General features: G+C 59.8%; 24 protein-coding genes. 8 read left to right on the top strand and 16 right to left on the bottom strand.

Translation table 11 applies throughout. The features are described 5' to 3' along the window. Position 1: 1 nt before the first annotated feature. Positions 2-1222 carry an MFS transporter gene (locus HPQ64_RS12040; protein WP_172888755.1) on the bottom strand — a complete coding sequence of 407 codons (1221 nt, stop codon included), beginning with the start codon at positions 1220-1222 and terminating at the stop codon, positions 2-4. A 358-nt stretch (positions 1223-1580) separates the two neighbouring features. Between HPQ64_RS12040 and HPQ64_RS12035 the strand changes: the two genes are divergently transcribed. After that, entirely contained in the window at positions 1581-2402 is an 822-nt protein-coding gene (locus tag HPQ64_RS12035; RefSeq protein ID WP_172888754.1) for an ankyrin repeat domain-containing protein, read from the top strand. Positions 2403-2555: 153 nt separating this feature from the next. Here HPQ64_RS12035 and thiL read toward each other — a convergent pair whose 3' ends face one another. From thiL to HPQ64_RS12020, 3 genes are read right to left on the bottom strand one after another with little or no spacing between them, the layout of a single operon-like run. Further along, complete coding sequence (thiL, locus tag HPQ64_RS12030; protein ID WP_172888753.1) at positions 2556-3554, bottom strand: thiamine-phosphate kinase; 999 nt, start codon at positions 3552-3554, stop codon at positions 2556-2558. Continuing rightward, entirely contained in the window at positions 3554-4063 is a 510-nt protein-coding gene (gene nusB, locus HPQ64_RS12025) for a transcription antitermination factor NusB (RefSeq protein ID WP_172888752.1), read from the bottom strand. Before nusB ends, thiL begins: the two co-directional genes overlap by 1 nt. Before the next feature lie 8 nt (positions 4064-4071). Continuing rightward, positions 4072-4518 (bottom strand): 6,7-dimethyl-8-ribityllumazine synthase, encoded by a 447-nt coding sequence (locus HPQ64_RS12020; protein ID WP_172888751.1) that lies wholly within the window; start codon positions 4516-4518, stop codon positions 4072-4074. 310 nt (positions 4519-4828) lie between these two features. Between HPQ64_RS12020 and HPQ64_RS12015 the strand changes: the two genes are divergently transcribed. The 4 genes from HPQ64_RS12015 to HPQ64_RS12000 all read left to right on the top strand — a co-directional run bounded on the left by HPQ64_RS12015 (position 4829) and on the right by HPQ64_RS12000 (position 6803). Further along, the gene (locus HPQ64_RS12015) at positions 4829-5137 is read left to right on the top strand and encodes a type II toxin-antitoxin system TacA family antitoxin (RefSeq protein WP_172888750.1); all 309 of its coding nucleotides are present in this window, start codon (positions 4829-4831) and stop codon (positions 5135-5137) included. Beyond that, the gene (locus HPQ64_RS12010; RefSeq protein ID WP_172888749.1) at positions 5134-5691 is read left to right on the top strand and encodes an N-acetyltransferase; all 558 of its coding nucleotides are present in this window, start codon (positions 5134-5136) and stop codon (positions 5689-5691) included. Before HPQ64_RS12015 ends, HPQ64_RS12010 begins: the two co-directional genes overlap by 4 nt. 407 nt (positions 5692-6098) lie before the next feature. Beyond that, positions 6099-6296 carry a hypothetical protein gene (locus tag HPQ64_RS12005; protein WP_172888748.1) on the top strand — a complete coding sequence of 66 codons (198 nt, stop codon included), beginning with the start codon at positions 6099-6101 and terminating at the stop codon, positions 6294-6296. 15 nt (positions 6297-6311) lie between these two features. Beyond that, complete coding sequence (locus HPQ64_RS12000; protein WP_172888747.1) at positions 6312-6803, top strand: hypothetical protein; 492 nt, start codon at positions 6312-6314, stop codon at positions 6801-6803. Between the two features lie 559 nt (positions 6804-7362). On the opposite strand, the gene HPQ64_RS11990 is transcribed toward HPQ64_RS12000, so the two are convergent. From HPQ64_RS11990 to HPQ64_RS11960, 7 genes are all read right to left on the bottom strand, one after another. Further along, positions 7363-8028, bottom strand: coding sequence for a hypothetical protein (locus HPQ64_RS11990; protein WP_172888746.1), 666 nt, complete (start codon positions 8026-8028; stop codon positions 7363-7365). A gap of 400 nt (positions 8029-8428) precedes the next feature. Then, complete coding sequence (locus HPQ64_RS11985; RefSeq protein ID WP_172888745.1) at positions 8429-9037, bottom strand: riboflavin synthase; 609 nt, start codon at positions 9035-9037, stop codon at positions 8429-8431. Between the two features lie 3 nt (positions 9038-9040). Next, positions 9041-10189, bottom strand: coding sequence for a bifunctional diaminohydroxyphosphoribosylaminopyrimidine deaminase/5-amino-6-(5-phosphoribosylamino)uracil reductase RibD (ribD, locus tag HPQ64_RS11980; protein WP_172888744.1), 1149 nt, complete (start codon positions 10187-10189; stop codon positions 9041-9043). A 37-nt stretch (positions 10190-10226) separates the two neighbouring features. Continuing rightward, positions 10227-10700: a transcriptional regulator NrdR gene (nrdR, locus tag HPQ64_RS11975; protein WP_172888743.1), complete on the bottom strand. Its 474-nt coding sequence runs from the start codon at positions 10698-10700 to the stop codon at positions 10227-10229. A gap of 44 nt (positions 10701-10744) precedes the next feature. After that, positions 10745-12061 (bottom strand): serine hydroxymethyltransferase, encoded by a 1317-nt coding sequence (glyA, locus tag HPQ64_RS11970; RefSeq protein WP_210260257.1) that lies wholly within the window; start codon positions 12059-12061, stop codon positions 10745-10747. 171 nt (positions 12062-12232) lie between these two features. Further along, positions 12233-12430: a DUF6898 family protein gene (locus tag HPQ64_RS11965; RefSeq protein ID WP_172888742.1), complete on the bottom strand. Its 198-nt coding sequence runs from the start codon at positions 12428-12430 to the stop codon at positions 12233-12235. Between the two features lie 212 nt (positions 12431-12642). Then, positions 12643-13881 carry a L,D-transpeptidase family protein gene (locus HPQ64_RS11960; protein WP_172888741.1) on the bottom strand — a complete coding sequence of 413 codons (1239 nt, stop codon included), beginning with the start codon at positions 13879-13881 and terminating at the stop codon, positions 12643-12645. 292 nt (positions 13882-14173) lie between these two features. On the opposite strand from HPQ64_RS11960, the gene HPQ64_RS11955 reads away from it, so the two are divergent. Then, positions 14174-15013 (top strand): DUF1295 domain-containing protein, encoded by an 840-nt coding sequence (locus HPQ64_RS11955; RefSeq protein ID WP_172888740.1) that lies wholly within the window; start codon positions 14174-14176, stop codon positions 15011-15013. 89 nt (positions 15014-15102) lie between these two features. Here the strand turns inward: HPQ64_RS11955 and ldtR are convergent, their stop codons facing one another. From ldtR to HPQ64_RS11930, 5 genes are all read right to left on the bottom strand, one after another. Continuing rightward, positions 15103-15615: a transcriptional regulator LdtR gene (gene ldtR / locus HPQ64_RS11950; protein WP_172888739.1), complete on the bottom strand. Its 513-nt coding sequence runs from the start codon at positions 15613-15615 to the stop codon at positions 15103-15105. A 229-nt stretch (positions 15616-15844) separates the two neighbouring features. Continuing rightward, positions 15845-16738 carry a 3-hydroxyisobutyrate dehydrogenase gene (gene mmsB, locus HPQ64_RS11945; RefSeq protein WP_172888738.1) on the bottom strand — a complete coding sequence of 298 codons (894 nt, stop codon included), beginning with the start codon at positions 16736-16738 and terminating at the stop codon, positions 15845-15847. Positions 16739-16780: 42 nt separating this feature from the next. Further along, positions 16781-17191: a DUF6163 family protein gene (locus HPQ64_RS11940; RefSeq protein ID WP_172888737.1), complete on the bottom strand. Its 411-nt coding sequence runs from the start codon at positions 17189-17191 to the stop codon at positions 16781-16783. A gap of 52 nt (positions 17192-17243) precedes the next feature. Continuing rightward, positions 17244-18320: an enoyl-CoA hydratase/isomerase family protein gene (locus HPQ64_RS11935; protein WP_210260256.1), complete on the bottom strand. Its 1077-nt coding sequence runs from the start codon at positions 18318-18320 to the stop codon at positions 17244-17246. Between the two features lie 17 nt (positions 18321-18337). Beyond that, positions 18338-19477, bottom strand: a complete 1140-nt coding sequence (locus HPQ64_RS11930) for an isobutyryl-CoA dehydrogenase (RefSeq protein WP_172888736.1) — start codon at positions 19475-19477, stop codon at positions 18338-18340. A gap of 201 nt (positions 19478-19678) precedes the next feature. Here HPQ64_RS11930 and hemB point away from each other — a divergent pair, with 201 nt between their 5' ends. Together hemB and HPQ64_RS11920 are read left to right on the top strand one after the other, a co-directional pair. Beyond that, positions 19679-20719 carry a porphobilinogen synthase gene (hemB, locus tag HPQ64_RS11925; RefSeq protein ID WP_172888735.1) on the top strand — a complete coding sequence of 347 codons (1041 nt, stop codon included), beginning with the start codon at positions 19679-19681 and terminating at the stop codon, positions 20717-20719. A gap of 234 nt (positions 20720-20953) precedes the next feature. Beyond that, positions 20954-21547: a LysE family translocator gene (locus HPQ64_RS11920; protein ID WP_172888734.1), complete on the top strand. Its 594-nt coding sequence runs from the start codon at positions 20954-20956 to the stop codon at positions 21545-21547. Positions 21548-21552 lie beyond the last annotated feature (5 nt).

Genomic DNA, 21552 nt, shown 5'->3' with positions numbered 1-21552 from the left:
GCTAGGAAGCAACAGCTTTTCTTTCGCCCGTCACCAGCCAGACAAGCAGGACAACGCAAAGCGCCGTGAAGGGGAAGACAAGCAGGTTCACGCTGCCCCAGCCGAAGGTGTGCAGCAGCTTCCCGGAAGAAAAAGACGCTGCTGCGACAAAGCCGAAGACCAGAAAGTCGTTAACGGCCTGAACGCGCGTGCGCTCCTCGTGGCGGTAAGTGTCGGTCAGCATCGAGGTCGCGCCGATGAAGGCGAAATTCCAGCCGAGGCCTAGCAGGACGAGCGCTGCCCAGAAATTCGCGACGTCAAGGCCCGAAAGCGCTACGGCCGAACACCCTGCAAGCAGCAAAAGGCCAAGCGCGACGGTACGCTCCTTGCCGATTCGCGAAATCAGGTTGCCGGTGAAGAAGCTCGGACCGAACATCGCCAATACGTGCCACTGGATGGCAAGCGCCGCATCCGTCTCGCTCAACCCGCAGCCGATCATGGCAAGGGGTGTCGCCGTCATGACGAGGCTCATCAGCGCGTAGGTGGTGATCGCGCAGGCCGCCGCAACGAGGAAGCGTCGCTGCGCCACGATCTCGCCGAGCGGGCGGCCCTTCGCTTTCGTCTCGCCGCGAACGGGCTTCGGAATGCGCAGGAACGAAAGGACGGTGAATGAGACGAGCGCAAGCCCGCCTTGCGCCAGATAGGTTCCGGCAAAAAGGATCGGCGAGAAAAGATCCTTGGTCCAGATCACGGTCTGCGGGCCTACGATGCCGGCCAGCACGCCGCCCGCCAGAACCCAGGAAATCGCCTTCGGCTTGAAGCCCTCGCTCGCCGTATCGGCGGCTGCGAAGCGGAACTGCTGTACGAAGGCGCCGACGAAGCCGGTGCAGAGCACCGCAAGGCAAAACAGCCAGAAATCGGCCTTAAAGACCGCATAGGCCGCGACTATCGAGGCTGACGCGCCGAAAAGCGATGCCCCCATGAAGCCGGCGCGCCGCCCGAAGCGGTGCATGATCGCGCCCGCCGGCAGCGTGCCGAAGGCCGTGCCCAGCACGAAGCAGGAAACGGGCAGCGTCGCCAGCGACTTGTCGGAGCCGAGCAGGCTCGCCCCGACCAGCGATCCGGTGGCGATGACGATGGAAGCCGCCGCCCCACCCAGCGCCTGCGCGACCGCCAGCAGCATGGCGTTTCGTTTCGCCAGCCTGTCGTCGATGAAAGCCGTTGCGGAGGGGATCGCCGTCATTGCCGTCCTCAAACGAATTTCAGGCCGGGCACCTTCGGCACCCGACCCTCGAAAGCCATTTGTTTAAAGGGCTTGCAACTACTTGGCCAGCAGGAAGTCCATGAAACGAGTTACCGGCGTGAAAGCGATCGCTCATCCTCTCCGTCGTCATTCCGGCCCGCGTGCGCCAAGCGCATCGCGAAAGCGTACGGTTGCTTAAAAGAATTGTTTCTTGGCAATAGGCGGCCGCGCGGAGAATATAAGCCAAACGATTGGCGCTCGGCAGAACAGAACGGTCCGCATAATAAAACGTGAGATACCTGAAATTTAACAGCCGAACTGATGATGACTTTCTATAATTTTGACAGGATATGCGATAATGCAAAACACGTTTTGGAAAAATCTCTTGATAGTGGCGGCGCTGACCGCGCTTCCGAATACAGCAACGAGCGAAACGGACCCAATTACTAATTCAAAGCTGCAGTTGGGTGTGACATTTGTCCGCGTACAATCGAATGGATGCGTCGCATCGCTATGGGCTAGTGGCCGGTTCTCCGACGACTGGATCATACGTGCTGCGGAAGGACATATCAGCGGGAATATTGAAAAACCACAAATTACCACACCACTTATGATAGCGGTTGCGCGAAACAAGATCGACGATCTCGATACCATTTTAGACCGCGGCGGAGATCCTGACGCTACGAATGGGGTGGGTTGCAGTGCGCTGTTATGGTCCATATCGATGGGGCGCGAAGAGATATTCGACCGACTGATAGAGGCTGGCGCGGATGTGTCTCAACCCGACGCCGCAGGGCGAACGCCGTTGATGGTCGCTGCGAAAAAAGGATCGGTGCGCATGGCCGAGGAGTTAATACGACTCGGCGCCGATGTGAATAAAAGCCAAAATGGGGGAATTAATGAGGTTGGAGAGACAGCACTGATGAAAGCGGCGTGGCGGCCTCAAAACGCCGCTATGCTGGAGCTTCTTGTTGGGAAAGGCGCCGACCCGAATGCCACTAATAAACATGGAAAAACTGCACTGATGATGGCAGCTATTGCCGGCAATCTTGAGAACGCTCGGTTTCTTGTCGAAAGCGGCGCTGAGGTATCGAAAAGCTCGAACGATGGATCGACCGCGATCGATTATGCAAAAAGTTCTATTCAGTCCGATGTCGTGCGATATCTCAGTGGCTTATGATGCAGCCCGATCATTGCGCAGCAGCTTCATCAAGCTACTTCAGTCACTTCACCGCGGACGATAGCCTAAGCCTTGAAGGAGCTCAGGCTATCGCACTTGATATTGACCAGCTTCCCGAAGTGACAAAGGCTGATTAATTCAAACAATAGCGCCTCAAAAATGCTTGAAGCCCGTAATCGCCGCGAAATCGATCACGCGCCCGCCTTGCAGGAAATCGACCTTTCGCTCGCCTTCGGCAATCTCGCCGATCTGGCGCGCGGGCACGCCGGCAGCTTTCAGTTCCGCCGCGAATTGCTCGGCCCGTTCCGCCGGCACGCAGGCGAGGATCTCGTAGTCGTCGCCGCCGGCGATGCAGGTGCCAAGCTCGGCGGCATCCTTCGTGATGACCGAGAATATCGCCTTGGAGATCGGCAGCTTCTCGATATCCACCCTGGCCGACACGCCGGACGCCTCGCAGATGTGGGCGAGGTCGGCGGCAAGCCCGTCGGAAAGATCCACCGCCGCATTGGCGTGGTTTCGCACCGCCCCGGACGCTTTCACCCGCGGGCGCGGCACAAGATAGCGGTTTTCCAGGTGGCTTCGGTCGGCATCGGAAAGCTGCAGTGTTTCGGCCAGTTCCGGCTTGAGCCTGAGCTTGAGGCCAAGCGCGGCATCGCCGATCGTGCCGGTCAGAAAGATGGCATCGCCCGGCTTCGCGCCGCTGCGGCGCACGCCCGTTCCCTCCGGCAGCGTGCCTATCGCCGTGATGGAGACGAAAAACCCGTCGGGCGAGCGGATGGTATCGCCGCCGTAAAGCGTGATGCCGAAAGTCTCCTGCTCCGCCTTCAGCCCCTGGCAGAATTCGGCGAGAAAACTTTCGCTCCAGTCGCCCGGCAAGCCAAGGCCCAGCAGATAGCCCTTCGGCTCCGCGCCCTTGGCGGCAAGGTCGGACAGGTTCACCCTCAGCGCCTTCGCCGCGATCGCCGCCGGCGGATCGTCGGGAAAGAAGTGGATGCCCGCCGCCAGCATGTCCTTGGTCAGCACCAGGTCCTGTCCGGGCCAGGAGGGGATGACGGCGGCATCGTCGGTCAGCGCAAGGCTGCCGGGGTCGGTGGCGAGAGGCGCCAGATACTTGGCGATCAGTTCGAATTCGCCGGGCCTTTTATCGCCCATCAGGCGTCCTCGCCCGCGTCGCCGAATTCGCCGGAGCGCAGCCGGTGCGCCAGCTTGTCGAGCACGCCGTTCACCATGCGCGCCTCGTCGCCTTCGTAAAACGCCTTGGCGATGTCGATATATTCGTTGATCACCACTTTGGCCGGCACGTCCTTGCGGCGCAAAAGCTCGAAGCCGCCCGCGCGCAGGATCGCGCGCAGCGTGGTGTCGATGCGCTTCAGCGGCCAGTCTTCGGCCAAAGCCTTGTGGATTTCCGGATCGAGCACGCGCTGATCGGCAACGACGCCGGAAACGAGATCGCGGAACCACGCCGGATCGGCATCGCGGTACTGGTCGCCGTCGATCTCCTGTCCCAGACGGTATGCCTCGAATTCGCCCAGCACGTCGGACAGGCGCACCCCGCCCACATCCATCTGGTAAAGCGCCTGCACGGCGGCAAGCCGCGCGGCACCGCGCTTGTTGGCGGGTTTCGGCTCGCCCGGTCGCGGTTTGGAAGTCTTGTCGGTCATCTTCTCGTTCAAACGCCCAGTTCGTCCCGGACCCTGATCATGTCGAGCGCGGCCTGCGCGGCACTTCCGCCCTTGTTCTTCTGCGTCTTGTCGGCCCGCACCATCGCCTGTTCGCGATTTTCCACCGTCAGAATGCCGTTTCCAAGCGGAAGGGCCGCATCGATCACCAGCTCCATGACCGCGCGCGCGGATTCATTCGCCACGATATCATAGTGCGAGGTTTCCCCGCGAATGACACAGCCCAGCAGCACGAAGCCATCATAGTCGGCGGTGCCGTTTTCCATCGCCGCAAGGGCCATGGCAAGGGCCGCCGGAATTTCCAGCACGCCGGGCACGGAAATGCGGGTGTAGCGCGCGCCCGCACCTTCCAGCACGTCGCTCGCGCCTTCCAGCAGCGCGTCGGCGATATCCTCATAAAAGCGGGCGTCGATGATCAGGATGTTTGGAGCGGCCATGACCGTGTCGTCTTTCTCGGATTTGGGTGTCTTGGGTATCTTGGCGACGTGGCGTGTCAGGAACCACTCCCGGCCCTCAATGTCCAGTGTTTTTCGGACAAGTCCCGGTGATGCATCGCCCTCCCCGCCTCCGCTTGGTCTACGGATGTAGCCGCATCGCCTGAATATACAAACTCCGGCAGGTCCGGAGCGGTTCAGTCGCCCCCGCCGTGCCGGATTCCTTGTCGTGGTTGCACGCCGCATCTTCGGCCATTGAAATGTACGCCTTCGTGGCGTACATTTCATACATCAGAACTTGAGGAAAACGGCCATGCGCCCGTTCCACGACACCACGAAGGACATTGACGAGCGGGCGAGCGAGCGGATGAGCTTCCGCACCAAGCCGCACATCAAGCAGGCGATCAAGCGTGCGGCGGCTCTCAGCGGGGTGGACGATAGCGTGTTCACGATGAATGCCGCCTATCAGTCCGCGCTCGAAACGATAGCCGCGCATGAACGCACCGTGCTTGCGCCGGTCGATCATGCCGCCTTCTTCGATGCGCTGGACACGCCACCGCAGCCGACAGAAAAGCTCAAGGCCGCGTTTGCCCGCCATAAGTCGCGCGTCCTGTCGAAGTGAGCGACGACACCCTTCGAAAAGTTACCATAGAGCCGTTCGATCCGGACAAGCATGATCGAACGGCTTTTTCCTGCGGTGTCGAGCAGGTCGATAATTTCTTCAGGAAAACGGCCAACAAGCTGGCGAAGGCGGACAATGCCCGCGTCTACGTGATGACCGCACCGGACGGCGCGGTCATAGGCTTCTATGCGCTCAACGCCCATGCAATCGATTATCGGGACTTGCCGAAGAAATACGCGAGAACCCGGCCGGCGCATGGCTCCATCCCGGCGGCGTTCCTGTCCATGATCGGGGTGGATCGGCGCTATGCCGGTCAGGGCTTCGGTGGAGATCTGCTGGTCGATGCGCTCTTGCGTGTCGCGCAGGCGGCGGAGCAGGTAGGCATTGCCGTCATCATCCTGGATGTGCTGGCCGACGGAAATCCGCAACTCGTCGAACGACGAACAAAGCTCTATGCGGGCTATGGTTTCCAGCCCCTCCCCTCAAACCCACTTCGGATGTTCTTGCCCGTGGCAACGGTGCGGGAACTGTTTGAGGATGGCGAAGGGGCTTAGCGCCGGTCGCTTCCAGTCGAGCAGAAGCTTCATCCTTATGAAGCAATGTCCGAATTCCAGTCCAAGCCGATATTCAACCGCTATACGTTCAATGGCAGCTTCACGCCCCATTTCGGTCGTTTAAGCAACTGTCGCGGTCCGTCAAGAGCAGCCATTCGAACACATCGGACGAGACCGCATCTTCGCATCAGAAACAGCCGTTAATTGATATCCTTTACTAAGGCAATCTGATGGCGCAAAGGCCATGTGAAGCGTCTTGGAAGATGCTAGCATTGTCTTCATCGCTAAAGATGAAACGACAGACGGAGGTCGGGGCACCCAGCTCAAGAGAGGTAAATAATTGTTGATAATCTGAAGCGCAGGAAGATTGAAAATTTACCCTATTCCGGTCTGATCGAAAAATGGGCATGATCACGTTCATTTGCCATGCGGCCAGCGAAGCGAAGGACGATTTGACGAAAGATGACTTAATGAATTTCATTTCACAGATTGCGGTGATTGACATCGAAACTATAGCCTTCGCCGGAGCAACACACGAGGAACTCAACCAGGTCGCGCAATACCTGCTGTCCGGCACGAGCGTCGGACGCGGGCGGAACAATTGAAGCGGGGGGCCCAACATGAAGGACGATATCAAATCCAAGCTGGATGCCGCGTTTGAGAAACATGAGGCATCGAAGCGCGCGGCTGTTACAGCGAAACAGGTGGCGGAAACCAAGGAACAGGTATTCTTGAGCGAGTTTGTCGAAGCGAGAGACGCGATCATCCGTCCTGCGATGGAAGAGATCGGCGAGTATGTGAAAAACAAAGGTTACACTTACGAGGTCTCGACGGAAGACGACAAGCCCTCGCTGGATGGCCGGAGCCGCTCGACACCGGCTTCGATCAGGTTGACCATGTATCTCGGTGAAAGGCGCTATCCCTCCCATGAACATCCGGGCTTTTCGGTCATTTGCGAGAAGGGCCAGCAGAAGGTTCGCTTCCACGAAAACACGACTTCGCCCGGCAGGGGCGGCCACTCTGGCCCGGCTGGTGAGACGACATTGCCTGAGCTTACAAAGGATTTGCTCCAAGAGAAAATTCTAAAAGTCGTTGCCGAAGTTTTCCGGTGATCATCGCCGGGAAGCGAAGGACGGGGGCAGTAAAAAGGAAGAGGTAATCGGATGTCTTTTGCTATTAGAAGCACAAATGACCTTGTCCGCATCACCAGCGCAAGAAGCTCAAAGGACGCTCGCCTAGGCTTCGGCCCCATAACCAGTAGCAGACGGTTGCTGTGAGGCAGAGTGCCGACAAAAATTTCTGGCGTTGCGGTCGTAACGCATAGCGATCCTGCGGAACTCCTTGAGCCTACCGAACATCCGTTCGATGACGTTGCTGCGCTTGTAAAGTTATGGCGAGAAACAGTTTTTCCATTTACGTTTTCTGCGAGGCGGGATGTTGGGCAGGGGGCCGCGCGCTTCCACGATCCGGCGGATACAGTCACTGTCATAACCTTTGTCACCGTGCAAAACGCCGTTTTTCCGAAGGAGCGGCAAGAGAGCCTCTGCTTCGGAGAAGTCCGAGACAGTGGCTCTCGTAAGCCAGAAAAACCCATCAGACATCGCCAAACTCCTGTTGAGGAGCTTGGATCAGACTTCAACTGATTTGCATAGGCATTTTAGGGTCTGAAGCTTAAGCACAGGCACAAGGAGGGTTACAATAACCACAAGTACACCGGTAGCAAATGCAATTTCCTGCGCTATCGGTGTCGTGACATTGACAACAGGCGTTGGCATGACTTGCTCCTAGCGCGCCAGCAAGACCGGCGCTCGCTACTAAAGCTACTCCCGCTGCTTTCAGAAATACACTTGCGGCTTCTCGACGGGTCATCAATGACGGCATGGTGCTTTTCGAAGCGCGGTACTGGCTGACACCATTCATTCCAAGACGCCCGGCAAAGGCAAACGCATTGACTAAGTACCAGATTGTCAACACACAAGTGGCGAGTACGGACACTATCAATCCCAAGTGGAGCCCGTAGGATAGTGGGTTCAGAATGAACAAAAATGCCGTCAAACTCCAGACACTAATCATCGCATTTCTGCAAACCCTGATACAGTGAACACACGATCCAATTTTCGATAGGAAAGCATTAGTATTGTAATTCTCATTGATCGCATCGATTAATTTTTTGTTTTCTGATGTCATGATTTTTTCCCCACAATCTTGGGATTGTCGGTGCATCTCGTCAAATGAACAGTACTGATGCTTAATATTGAACGCTTTTTGCCCTACATGCAAGCTTGGCAACCGCGCCTCCCCCTGAGTAGCGTAGAAGAAAGCAACAGCATCGCACATGTCGCATATCGGACATTTATACCGGATCACAATGGCCGCTTTTTCCATAATCCGTTCATTGGTATCTCGCGCAACACACGGCGGCTTCCCACCAAAATTGGATAAAAAACGGTGGAGCGAAATACCGCTACGTTAAAGGTGCGCTACCTCGAATGCCCCAGACCATACCCTGACTGGCAAATTTTTCGATCTTATTTTCAGTGTTATAAATCGACGTCTGACCCCGGAAGCATTCGAACCTCTGACCCTGCCAACATCAAGCGGTACGCAGCGAATGACCGGTGGCTATCTGGATTGCATCTGCGGGTGTCGGCGACGGATGGGAAGCGCCCCTTATTTCGATATCCGAGACGGCATCATTCGGCTTTGCAGTAGCTCAGCCACGCCTCGCCCCGTCCTCCTATTCCCCCGAAAACTCTGCGAGCCGGGCGACGTAGCGCGCCATCATGTCGACCTCGAGGTTGACGCTGTCGCCTTCCTGCCGCTCTCCCCAGGTCGTCACTTCCAGAGTATGCGGGATGAGGAAGACGGAGAACGTATCGCCCTCCACCTCGTTGACCGTGAGCGACGTCCCGTCGAGCGCCACGCCCCCCTTCTTGGCGATGAAGCGGGCGAATTCTCGGGCCACGCGGAAGCGGAAATAGACGCTGTCCGGGCTGTCCTTGCGCTCGATGATTTCGGCAAGCCCGTCCACATGGCCTTGCACTATGTGGCCGCCCAGTTCGTCGCCGATGGCGAGCGAACGTTCCAGATTGACCCTTAGCCCCTCGTGCCAATGCGTGACGGTCGTCAGCTTCAGCGTTTCGGCGCCGGATTCCACCTCGAACCAGTCCTTGCCGCCCTGCTTGCCCTTCGCCGTCACCGTATGGCAGACGCCCGCGCAGGAGATCGACGCGCCGATGTCGATGGTGTCCGCATCGTATTCCGTCTCGATGCGAGTCCTTAAGCCCGCCGGGATCGGCTGCGCCGAAACGATCCGCCCAACGTCGGTCACGATACCGGTGAACATCGCTCACTTCCCCTTACGGATATAGTGGTCGCAGCTTTCCGACCCGACCTGAATTCGCCCCGGCGCCTTCACAAGCGCGCTTTCGTCCAGAAAGTCGAGCCCGCGCTCGCCAAAGGGCAGAATGCCGCCGCCTCCGACCGTCGCCGCGCCGTTATAGATCATCGCCTCGTCCACGGCATCGGCCTCCACGAAGCTTTTGGCGATCCGGCTGCCGCCTTCCAAAAGCAGCTTCGTGATGCCGCGCTGGCCGAGCGCGCGAAGTGCGACCTTGGGCGCTATCCGCCCCTGCCCGTCGGGTGCTACGCGGATCACGCTGCAGCCCTTCTCGCTCAGCGCGTCCGTTTTCTCGTAATCGGCGTCATTGGCGACGATCACCCAGACCGGGGTTTCGCCTGCGGTCCTCACCAGCTTGCTGTCAAGCGGCAGGTCCGCGCGCGGGTCCAGCACCACCCGCACCGGCGAGCGGTCCTCCAGCCCCGGCAGACGGCACGTCAGCGACGGATTGTCGGCAATCGCCGTGCCGATGCCGACCATGATCGCATCGCATTCCGCCCGGAAGAGGTGCACCCTGCGCTTCACGTCCTCGCCGGTGATCGCCACCTGCCCGTCATTGCGACGCCCGATGAAACCGTCGCTCGAGACCGCAAGCTTCAGGATCACGTGCGGCCGCCCGTCCCTCATCCGCCGGATGAAGCCTGCGTGATGGTCGCCCGCCTGGCCTTCGCAAACGCCGACGATGACCTCCACCCCTGCTTCGCGCAGGATCTCCACCCCACGTCCCGAGACGCGCGGGTTCGGGTCGGAAATTGCGACCACCACCCGCTTGATGCCCGCTTCCGCAAGCGCCACCGCGCAAGGTCCGGTCCTGCCCTGGTGGGAGCATGGCTCCAGCGTCACGTAGCAGGTCGCGCCCCTCGCTGCTTCCCCAGCGTCATGAAGCGCCCTCACCTCGGCGTGGGCGCCGCCCGTTGCCTGCGTCCATCCCCGCCCCCTCACAACGGGGATATAATCGCTCTCGTCGACGATCAGCGCGCCGACAGCCGGGTTCGGCCACACGCGACCGCTCGCACGCGCGGCGAGCGATATGGCGGCTGCCATGAACCGCGCGTCATGCGGCCTTTCGGAACCTTTGGATTTCTCGATAACCTTCATCGCCCGTTTTGGAATTCAATTCGCCCGCTTTGGAATTTTATTCGGCGATCATTTCGCCTTCCGGGCCGCTCATCTCATCGAGCAGCGCCTCGAAGTCCTTGGCTTCCCGGAAGTTCTTGTAAACACTGGCAAAACGGACGTAGGCGACGTCATCCAGCGCCTTCAGCCCCTCCATGACGAGGTTGCCGATGTTTTCCGCCTGGATGTCGGTTTCGCCCGAACTTTCGAGCTGGCGCACGATCCCGCTCACCATCCGCTCGATGCTTTCCGGCTCAACCGGCCGCTTTCGCATGGCAATCTGTACGGAACGCGCCAGTTTTTCGCGATCGAACGGCACCCTGCGGCCCGTTCTCTTGATCACCGTCAGCTCGCGCAGCTGCACCCGCTCGAAGGTCGTAAATCGGCCGCCGCAGGACGAACAGATCCTGCGGCGGCGGATTGCAGTATCGTCCTCGGTGGATCGCGAATCCTTCACCTGGGTTTCGCTTCCGCCGCAGAAGGGACAACGCATCGCCGGTTCAAGCTCCTGAGCTTCGCCCCTCCTTTGACCGAACGTCAGAGGGTCGGATAAATCGGAAAACGCTGCGTCAGGGCGATCACTTTCTCGCGGACCGCCGCTTCGACTCGCGCGTTGCCCTCATCATCGTTCGCCACTTTCAGTCCGTCCAGTACCTCGACGATCAACTTGCCGATTTCCCGGAATTCCGCCTGCCCGAAGCCGCGCGTCGTGCCCGCCGGGGTGCCGAGACGGATGCCCGACGTCACGAACGGCTTTTCCGGATCGAAGGGAATGCCGTTCTTGTTGCAGGTGATGTTGGCCCGGCCAAGCCCCGCTTCTGCGCGCTTGCCGGTCGAATTCTTCGGGCGAAGGTCGACAAGCATCAGGTGGTTGTCGGTCCCGCCGGAAACGATGTCGAGGCCCTCTTCCTTCAGGCTTTCGGCCAGCGCCTTGGCGTTCGCCACCACGTTCTGGGCGTAGGTCCTGAATTCGGGCCGCAGCGCCTCGCCGAAGGCGACCGCCTTGGCGGCGATCACATGCATCAGCGGACCGCCCTGCAGGCCCGGAAACACGGCGGAATTCACCTTCTTGGCGATCGCCTCGTCATTCGTCAGGATCATGCCGCCGCGCGGTCCGCGAAGCGACTTGTGCGTCGTCGTGGTCGCCACATGCGCATGCGGAAACGGCGAAGGATGCGCACCACCGGCGACGAGGCCGGCGATGTGGGCCATGTCCACCATCAGATAGGCGCCGATGGAATCGGCGATCTCGCGGAACCGCGCGAAGTCCCATGTGCGCGAGTACGCCGTGCCGCCGGCGATGATAAGCTTCGGCCTGTGCTCTTCGGCGAGCCTTGCCACCTCGTCCATGTCGAGCAGATGGTCGTCCTTGCGCACGCCATAGGAGACGACATTAAACCACTTGCCGGACATGTTGACGGGAGAACCGTGCGTCAGGTGGCCACCGGAGTTGAGATCGAGCCCCATGAAGGTGTCGCCCGGCTTCAACAACGCCAGGAACACCGCCTGGTTCATCTGGCTGCCGGAGTTCGGCTGCACGTTCGCGAACCCGCAGTCGAACAGCTTCTTCGCCCGCTCGATCGCCAGGTTTTCGGCGATATCGACGAACTGGCAGCCGCCGTAATACCGCTTGCCGGGATATCCCTCGGCATATTTGTTGGTCATGATCGAGCCTTGCGCTTCCAAAACGGCGCGCGAGACGATGTTTTCAGATGCGATCAGCTCGATCTCATGCTGCTGACGACCCAGCTCCTTGCCGATTGCCTCAGCGATTTCCGGATCGGCCTCACCCAGCGTGCGTGTGAAGAAGTCCGGATAAATGGCGGAGTCGAGCGTCGTATCTGTCAGCGACATTGACAATTCCCCTTGGTCGTTAACTCAGGTTGCGGCCGCCGTCCTGAAGGCTCCATGGCATGGGCGCGGCGGCGCGGTTCGGGACCGCGAGCGGGAAGGTGCGGGCCAGCCCATAACACGAACCCGGTAACGAACCAAGCCCGGCGGTGCGTCCCGACCCGGGCCTGAAAATCAATGCCCGAGTTGCTCCATCCGCCTTTTCAATTTGCGTACGGCAAGATCCTGCAGGCTTTTGCGCGGCGTAGAAACGGGGCCGAACACCACCACTTCCACACCTGATTGCGCATCGACCGCCGTCACCTTCATTTGCCGGCCGATCTGCGCGAATTCCAGAAAAACCTCTCCGGGCTTGCCGGCACGGCCGACCATATGATCATCCTCAGCGATTGGGCCCTCGCGCCGTTCGCGACTCATGACCCCACGAGTATGAAAATAAGGCCGCGTCCAGCGGCAATTGCAAGCTCGTGCTCCAAAACCAGCCATCAGACGCAAGCGATCATCTCGCTTCCCAAACGGAAAGGCCCGGCCGAATCCGACCGGGCCTTGCCAATTTGCGTCACGCCGGAAACGGCGAGGCGTTTTTACTGCAGGTTTGCTTCCTGCACGATGGTATCGCCCGCGAGGGAAAAGCCGTCACGGTTATATATATCGTCGCGGAAATGAACGATACCGTCCGCCGTCGACCATGCGGTTACATAGGTCATGTAAAGCGGAACCTTCGATTGCAGCTTCACGTCTTCGCGCAAACCCGCCTTGATCGTGTAGTCGACGCGGGCGCGATCCCAATCCGGCGTCGTGGACTGAAGCATCCATGTGATCAGCTCCCGCACGTTTTGCACACGCACGCAGCCAGACGAATGGAAGCGATAATCCGAGCCGAAAAGCGATTTCGACGGCGTATCGTGCAGATAGACCTGATGCTCGTTGTGGAAGTTGATGCGCACGGACCCCAGCGAATTTTCCGCACCCGGTTCCTGCCGGAACTGATACTGGGTCGCCTCGTCGGTGTTCCAGTCAATCTGGCGCCAGTCGAGTTCGTTGTCCTTCCAGTCGAAGATCCGGATCTTGTTGCGCGCCAGATACTCCGGATCCTCCTTCATCTTCGGGATCAGATCCTTGCGGATGATGGAAACCGGAACGGTCCAGTAGGGGTTGAAGTTCAATTCGTAGATTTCGGAGTTGAGAACCGGCGTCTGTCGGTCGATCTTGCCGACGACGGCTGTGTGGCGCGAGCGCACGCGCCCGTTTTCCACCGCCTCGATCTCGGCAGCGGGAATATTGACCATGACGTAGCTGTCGCCAAGGAAGCCAGACATGGAGCGAACGCGCACGAGGTTTGTCTCAAGCTGCGCGAGACGAACCTCCGCCGGGACGTTGAGCGCGGTCAGCGTGCCCGCCCCCACGGTGCCATCGGGCTTGAGGCCATGGCGAACCTGAAAACGGCGGACCGCCGCATCGACGTAGGAATCGAAGGTATCCGACTGGCCGGCATTCTGCTCCAGGTCGCCCGAAACGATCAGCCGCTTTCTCAGCGTCACTACGTGCTCGCTGCGTGCGCCGAGGCGCATCGCCTGCTTGTCGGAGGTCACACGCGGCCAGCCGCCCTGGTCGACGATCGCCTGATAGCGCGCCATCGCCAGTTCAATATGTGAGGCGGTGTCTGCGGAAAGCGTCGGCTTGTCGGATTTGATCGCCTGCAGGCTTTCAAGCGTCGCGTCGAAACGGTCTTCCCATTCCGCGCGCTGATTGAACTGCCGCGTGGCGTCCAGCGGAGATTCGGCCACGGCCGCGCCGCCCGACACCGCGAATGCAATGGCCATGATCCCAAGTTGGACGGCGGGATAGAGCCGGTTCCTTGATCCGCAGCGAACCGATTTGCGTAACACCACCACTTCAACTCCCAGTCTCGTCTCGGCACTTCAAGAAACGTGCGAAGGTTAACATCCGTATGATTAACAAAGTCTACGCCGGTAATTGCCCACACGGATTACCCGGGCAGGCATCAATTCAGGGTCATGCCGTTACCCGCCCCAGTGTCCGGCCGGAAACCGCCTTGCGTTTATCGCTGCTTGCCATGTCACGCAACTCGATCGCGAAACGGGAGCACGGCCTGTGACCGTCCAGACATTGCTATCCCAGCCCCTCATTTCGACGCTGGCCGTCACGCTTGTGATATTCACGATAATATGGCGTATTCATGTCTCGCTCGGCGATGCCGGCATCGTCGACTATTATTGGGGTCCGGGCTTTCTCGTTATCGCGGGCATATGGATGTCCCATACATCCGCCGCACCCTTGATCTTGACGATTTTCCTCGCGTTTCTGGCGCTTTGGGGGCTGCGTTTGACAGCCCATCTCGTAATTCGCCACAGAAAATTCCGACAGGAAGACAGCCGCTATACGGCCATGCGCGAACGCGGCGGCAAGAGTTGGTGGATTCGGTCCCTTTTCACGGTTTTCTGGCTTCAGGCTATCATTCTTTGGGCGGTCGCAAGCCCCGTCCATGCGCTGATGTCATCCTCCCCGGAACATAACGTCGCATGGCCGGCCGCCGTAATTGGCTCTGCCTTTTTCGTCATCGGTTTTTTGTTCGAATCCATCGGAGACCTTCAATTGTCGCGATTTCGCGACGATCCAAACAATGAAGGTAAGCTTCTGACCACCGGCCTCAGGGCCTGGTGCCGGTACCCGAGCTATTTCGGCGAATCGGTTCTCTGGTGGGGCATGGGCCTGATCGCCTATGCCGCTTCGGCGTCGCCATGGGCTTTCGCCGGTCCGCTCCTGCTTACCTTTCTTCTTCTCAAGGTATCGGGTGTTGCCATGCTCGACGGCCGCCTGAAAAGCCGAAAGGGCGGATACGAAGACTGGATTTACGCAACGAATGCGTTCATCCCGTGGCCGCCCAAAGAAAGCCAATCCACCCGCAATGAAACACCGGAAGCCGCGGAATAACTGCCCGACGAACCGTCCAATAAAAAAACCGCCCCGTACCCGGAGCGGTTTTTCCTTTGACGCCGGTCCCTGTCGGGCACCCTTATATTTCAAAGCCTGTAAAGGATCTGATCAGTCCAGAACCGCTCCAGGCGGCGAAGCGACTGGTTTAGCTGCTTGAAATCGTCCGTACCGATCTCGCCGACCTGCTCGACGGACAGCATGTGACGCTCATACAGGCCGTTCACGATTTTCGCGACCTCAAGCCCCTTGTCCGTCAGGCTGACCCGCACCGAACGCCGGTCGGTGCGCGAGCGCTGATGATGAATGAAGCCCATCTCGACAAGTTTCTTGAGGTTGTACGAAACGTTCGAGCCCAGATAATAGCCACGCGTGCGCAGTTCGCCCGCGGTCAGTTCCGAGTCGCCAATGTTGAACAGAAGCAACGCCTGCACCGCATTGATGTCGGCGCGCCCTTTCCTGTCGAACTCATCCTTGATGACGTCCAGAAGACGCCGGTGAAGCCTTTCGACCAACGTCAGCGCTTCGAGATAAAGCGGCTTGATCTCCGCTTCATCCTCGGCGCCGTCGAGTGCTTCGACTGCCCTTTTTGCCGTGATCATCTGTCTTCGCCTCTTTTGGTGTCTGTTCGGTGCGTCTTTTTCGTCACCTTGAGGCAGAGACTACAGGCCTTCTTATAAAATCATCTTAAAAAGCAGTCTGAATAAAGGCTTAAATATCAGGAAGAATTCGAGTAATTCGATTGAGAAAACATTTACCATTCGAACAACAAACAGTGGGTAAACGGTCGCCCGCAAACTCTCGCGAACGACCGAAGCACCTTACTCTTCGTCAGCTTTCCTTACCCCGCAGGAAATTTATGATGCCGGAAAAGTCTTTTCCGGCTTCACCGGCGTTACAGAAGATGTTGTAAAGCTGTGCCGCTTCGGCGCCGAGCGGAGTGGATGCGCCTGCACTTCCTGCTGCCGCCTGCGCCAGCTTGAGATCCTTCAGCATCATGCCGGCGGCGAAGCCCGGCTGGTAATCGCGGTTCGCGGGCGAAGTCGGCACCGGACCGGGGACCGGGCAATAGGACGTAAGCGACCAGCACTGGCCAGACGCGGTGGACGAGATATCGAAAAGCTTCTGATGGTCGAGGCCGAGCTTTTCGGCCAGCACGAAAGCTTCGCTTACAGCGATCATCGAGATGCCGAGGATCATGTTGTTGCAGATCTTCGCCGCCTGGCCGTTTCCGGCCCCGCCCGCATGCACGATCGTCTTGCCCATGATGTCGAGAAAGGGTTTGGCGGCCTCGAAGGCTTCGTCCGGCCCACCGACCATGAAGGTCAGCGTTCCGCCGGCCGCGCCTGCCACGCCGCCGGATACCGGCGCATCCACCATCGGCATGTCGGCGTCCGCCGCGGCCTGCGCGACGGCGCGGGCGCTGTCGACATCTATCGTCGAGGAATCGATCAGCAGCGTCCCCGGCCGGGCATGAGCCAGAATTCCGTCGTCACCGGTATAGACGGCCCGCACGTGATCGCCGGCCGGCAGCATGGTGACCACGGCATCGGCCTGGGAGACGGCTTCCGCGATAGAGCCGACAGGCGTTCCGCCCGCTTCCTTCAGGCCCGCCTTCGCCTCTTCCGAAAGGTCGAGGCCGCGCACATCATGGCCCGCCTTGACGAGATTGGCAGCCATCGGCCCGCCCATGTTGCCGAGCCCGATGAACCCGATTGTCGCCATTTATTCCTCCCTGAAGATGGTGGCGATCCCGCATCGACGGGATCACGTCCGGTTTTCACGCTCCGTCAGGTAGAGCAGCAGAAAATAGATGAGTATCGTCGCCACATAGAACGAGATTTCGTAGGGCCGGCGGCCGAAGACGTCGGCAAGGGCCGTATGCATTACCACCTGGGAAAGCGCCCGCAGGAGCCACATGACCGTGCCCCAGGATACGGTAAGCCAAAGGCCGATCGCCGCAACAAGGTCCAGCACGCCGAAAAAAACCGTCGCCGCCTGCCATTCGAGCGGCATTTGCCAGAACCATAACCCTCGCCACGGCTCGATGCCGACAATACGGGCCCAATGGATGACACCGCCGCCTATCAGAAGGACCGCCATCAGGCGCAGATACCAGATGAGAACCGTCGACCAGGGCGGTCTGTTGCGAACGATATCCTGAAGCGTCACGATCATGGCCGGGCGTCATCCCTCAAATCGAACATCGGCACACGACCTCGGCACGCCTTCAAACCGAAAGCTCCAGATCGCCGTTGCCGGGCTCGTCAAAATGCTTGTCCACGGCGCGCGAGTCCACCGCGTCGAGCGTTCGAGGCTCCCAGGCGGGTGAATTGTCCTTGTCGACCAGAACGGCGCGCACGCCCTCGTAGAAATCATGCCCCTTCATGATTTCGCTGACGATCCTGAATTCGAGCTTCATGCAGCCCGCGAAATCGAGTCGGGCCCCTTCCCTGAGCTGGCGGAACGCGACCTCCAGGCTCATCGGCGATTTCGAACGGATGGTGGCCGCCGTCTTCAAGGCCCACTCACCTTCCGCCGCTTCACCGGCCCGGTCGAGATACTCGAGTATCTCACCAAGGCTGCCTGCCGAAAACGCCGTCTCGATATCGCCCGCCCTTTCCGCGATCGGGGCGGAACCCGGGTTTATCGAGAAAGGCTCTATCGCCAGGTCGACGCTGTCAGCCTCGTAAAGCGCTTCGGCAAGGTCATCCAGCCGGTCGGACGATACGGCATGGGTGATGATCGAGCTCCACAGGCAATCCGCCTGCTTCAGGCGCCCCGCCGTCAGCGCTGCATACATGCCGGTTTCGTTCGGCATTCTGGGCAGGAAGAAGCTTCCGCCGACATCGGGAAAGAAACCGATGCCGACCTCCGGCATGGCGAAGGTCACCTTCTGCGTTCCCACCCGGTGGCTGCCGTGAACGGATATCCCCACGCCCCCGCCCATGACGATACCGTCGATGAGCGCGACATAAGGCTTCCTGTAGGTCTTGATGGTGTGATTGAGCCGGTATTCGTCGGCGAAGAAAGCGAGTTGCTCAGGATCGCCCGCCTTGCCGGCCCTGCCCATCTCGTAAAGCTTGAGAATGTCGCCACCGGCGCAAAACGCCTTGTCGCCCGCCGCCCGGACGACGACATGGCGAATGTGGTCATCACCCTCCCATTCGCGAAGCTGCGCCGCCATCGCACTGACCATCCCGTGCGTCAGCGCGTTCAGCGCTTTCGGCCGGTTAAGCGTGATCACGCCGGCCTTGCCTCGGCGCTCGAACAGGATTTCATCGCTCATGCGTATTTCATCGCTCATTTGACGTTGGCCCGCGTTCATGTCCTGAACAGATCCCGCGCGATGATGAGGCGCATGATCTCGTTGGTGCCTTCCAGAATCTGGTGAACGCGAACGTCCCGAAGATAGCGCTCTATCGGATAGTCGCGAAGATATCCATAACCGCCGTGCAGTTGCAGCGCCTCGTTGACGACGCGAAAGCCCGTATCGGTCGCCAGCCGCTTGGCCATCGCCGCCGTTCTTGTCGCGTCATGCGCCTTTTCATCGACCAGCGTCGCCGCCTTATGGAGCAGAAGGCGCGCAGCCTCCAGCTCCGTCGCCATGTCGGCCACGCGAAACTGCAGTGCCTGGAATTCGGCGATGGGTTTGCCGAACTGCTTGCGCTCCTTCATGTAGTCGACCGCGCGGTCGAGGCAGGTCTGCGCCGCGCCCAGCGAGCAAGCGCCAATATTGATGCGCCCTCCATCAAGGCCGGCCATGGCGATCTTGAAGCCCATGCCTTCACCGCCGATGAGGTTTCCGGCCGGTACGCGACAGTCAGAGAAATTCACCTGCGCGGTCGGCTGGCTCTTCCAGCCGAGCTTGACTTCCTGTGCGCCGAAGGAAAGACCGGGCGTGTCCTTTTCCACCACGATGCAGGAAATGCCTTTCGGCCCGTCGTCGCCGGTCCGCACCATGACGACGTAGATATCAGCAGCACCTCCGCCGGAAATGAAAGCCTTGGAACCGTTCAGCACGTAGTGGTCGCCATCGCGCACAGCCTTCGTGCGAAGGGCCGCGGCATCCGACCCTGAGCCCGGCTCCGTCAGGCAGTAGCTGGCGAAATGCTCCATCGTGCAAAGCTTCGGCAGGAAGCGGGTGCGCTGCTCGTCGTTGCCAAAGGTGTCGATCATCCACGACGCCATGTTGTGGATGGAGATATAGGCGGCCGTTGACGTGCAGCCTTTGGAAAGCTCCTCGAAGATCACCGCCGCATCGAGGCGCGAAAGCCCCGATCCGCCGACATCGTCACGCACATAGATGCCGCCGAAGCCGAGTGCGGCCGCCTTGCGCAGCGTTTCCACCGGAAAAATGGATTTTTCGTCCCACTCGCGGGCGTATGGCTCCATCTCGTCGCGCGCGAACTGGGCCGCGACATCGCGAAAGGCCCGCTGTTCCTCGCCCAGCGTGAAATCCATGGCGTCCTCCCGAAGGTTTCAGCCGCGCGATCCGGCATGCGGCCTCTTTGCGGTTGGTTTACAGAGCGCACAATAATTGCGGTTGGCTTACAGAGCGTAGAATAATGCGTCAATCTCGTCACATGACGGATGGCTTGCACTTGGGTCCGGCGAAACATGGTGATAGGTTCCGCCAAATTTTGAAGAATCCGGAGTTTCGCCATGACCGCCCAACCGCCATCGCCGGTGACGCTCGACACCACCACCGTAGACGAAGTCGTGGGCGGTCGCCGCATGCGCCGCAACCGGCGCACCGACTGGTCGCGCCGGCTCGTGCGCGAGAATACACTGACGGTAGACGACCTCATATGGCCGGTCTTCCTGCTTGACGGCGAAAACCAGCGTCAGGCGATCGCCTCCATGCCGGGGGTTGAGCGCCTTTCCGTCGACAACGCGGTGCGCGCCGCGGAGGAAGCTGCGAAACTCGGCATTCCCGCGATCGCGCTTTTTCCATACACAGATCCGAAATTGCGAGATGCGACGGGCAGCGAAGCGCTCAATCCGGAAAACCTTGTCTGCCGCGCCTGCCGCGCGATCAAGGCCGAAGGCATCGACGTCGGCCTTATGACCGATGTCGCGCTCGATCCTTATACAAGCCATGGCCACGACGGGCTGATGCGCGGCGAGGAGATCCTGAACGATGAAACAGTAGATCAACTCGTGCGCCAGGCGCTCATCCAGGTAGAGGCGGGGGCGGACGTCATCGCACCATCGGACATGATGGACGGGCGCATCGGCGCGATCCGCCAGGCGCTCGACATCGGCGGCCACCGCGATGTCCAGATCATGGCCTATTCGGCGAAATACGCCTCCGCCTTCTATGGCCCCTTCCGCGATGCGGTCGGCACGAACGCCACGCTTGTCGGCGACAAGCGCACCTACCAGATGGACCCGGCCAACACGAATGAAGCGATCCGCGAGGTGGAGCTTGACCTCGCCGAGGGCGCGGACATGGTGATGGTGAAACCCGGAATGCCCTATCTCGACATCATCCGCCGCATCAAGGACACCTTCCAGGTGCCGACCTACGCCTACCAGGTCTCGGGAGAATATTCGATGATCTGCGGTGCCGGCCAGAACGGCTGGATCGACCGTGAGAAGGCGATGATGGAAAGCCTGACCGCTTTCAAGCGAGCGGGGGCGGACGGCATTCTCACCTATTTCGGACTGGAAGTCGCAAGGCGCCTCAAATCGGGCGTTTAGGCTGCGGACGGGCAAGGCTGTGCACGGCATTTCAGAAGCGAACTTCACCGAACATTGAACGGGCGAGCGCCGATCTTCGTCTAATTTGGCGGTGCCCTGGTGCTTGCGCGCAAGTCCATGGCTCTTTCATCCGTTCGAAACGGCCAATGATGCGGCCGGTGCCGGAAGGCATCTTGCCGGAGCGTGGCCTTAGGCGATTCCCGTCAGCTTCGCTTCCGGTATCCGGCCTGCAGCATGCCACTGGATCAGTTTATACTTCTGTGCCTGTTCGTTGTCGTGCTCGTAGGCACGCCCGGACCGGCGAACATGTCGCTCATGGCTTGCGGCCTGACCTTCGGCGTGCGCGGCTCCCTCCCTTACCTGCTGGGCACGCTTGCAGGCCGCCAGGTCATGTTCTGCGCCAACATCGCGGGCCTTTTCGCATTGCTACAGGGCGCGCCCGTGATCTGGGATGGCCTGCGCTATCTCTGCATCGCCTATATCGCCTGGCTTGCGTGGAAGATCGTCCTTTCCAGGCCAAAATCGGCGGAGGCGAAGGATGTGCCCGGCTTCTGGCGCGGTTTCTGGGTTCATCCGCTAAATCCCAAGGCCTACGCGACGCAGATTGCGGCAATCGCCCAGTTCGTTTCGCCGGAACGATATTTCTCGGATGTCCTGATCCTCGGGCTGGTTATCGCGCTTCTTGGTGGCGCCCTTAACGCCGGCTGGCTTGCCGGAGGGAACCTGCTTGCGCGGATCACGCAAAACCCGCGCGTGCTTCTCGCCGTGAACGTAACGCTTGCCGTGCTCATGGTCACGTCCACCATCGCAAGCCTGCGCCTCGCCTGAGACCG

Source organism: Hongsoonwoonella zoysiae, from assembly GCF_013266695.1.
Lineage (GTDB): Bacteria > Pseudomonadota > Alphaproteobacteria > Rhizobiales > Stappiaceae > Hongsoonwoonella > Hongsoonwoonella zoysiae.
This window is presented reverse-complemented; position numbering and strand designations above follow the sequence as displayed.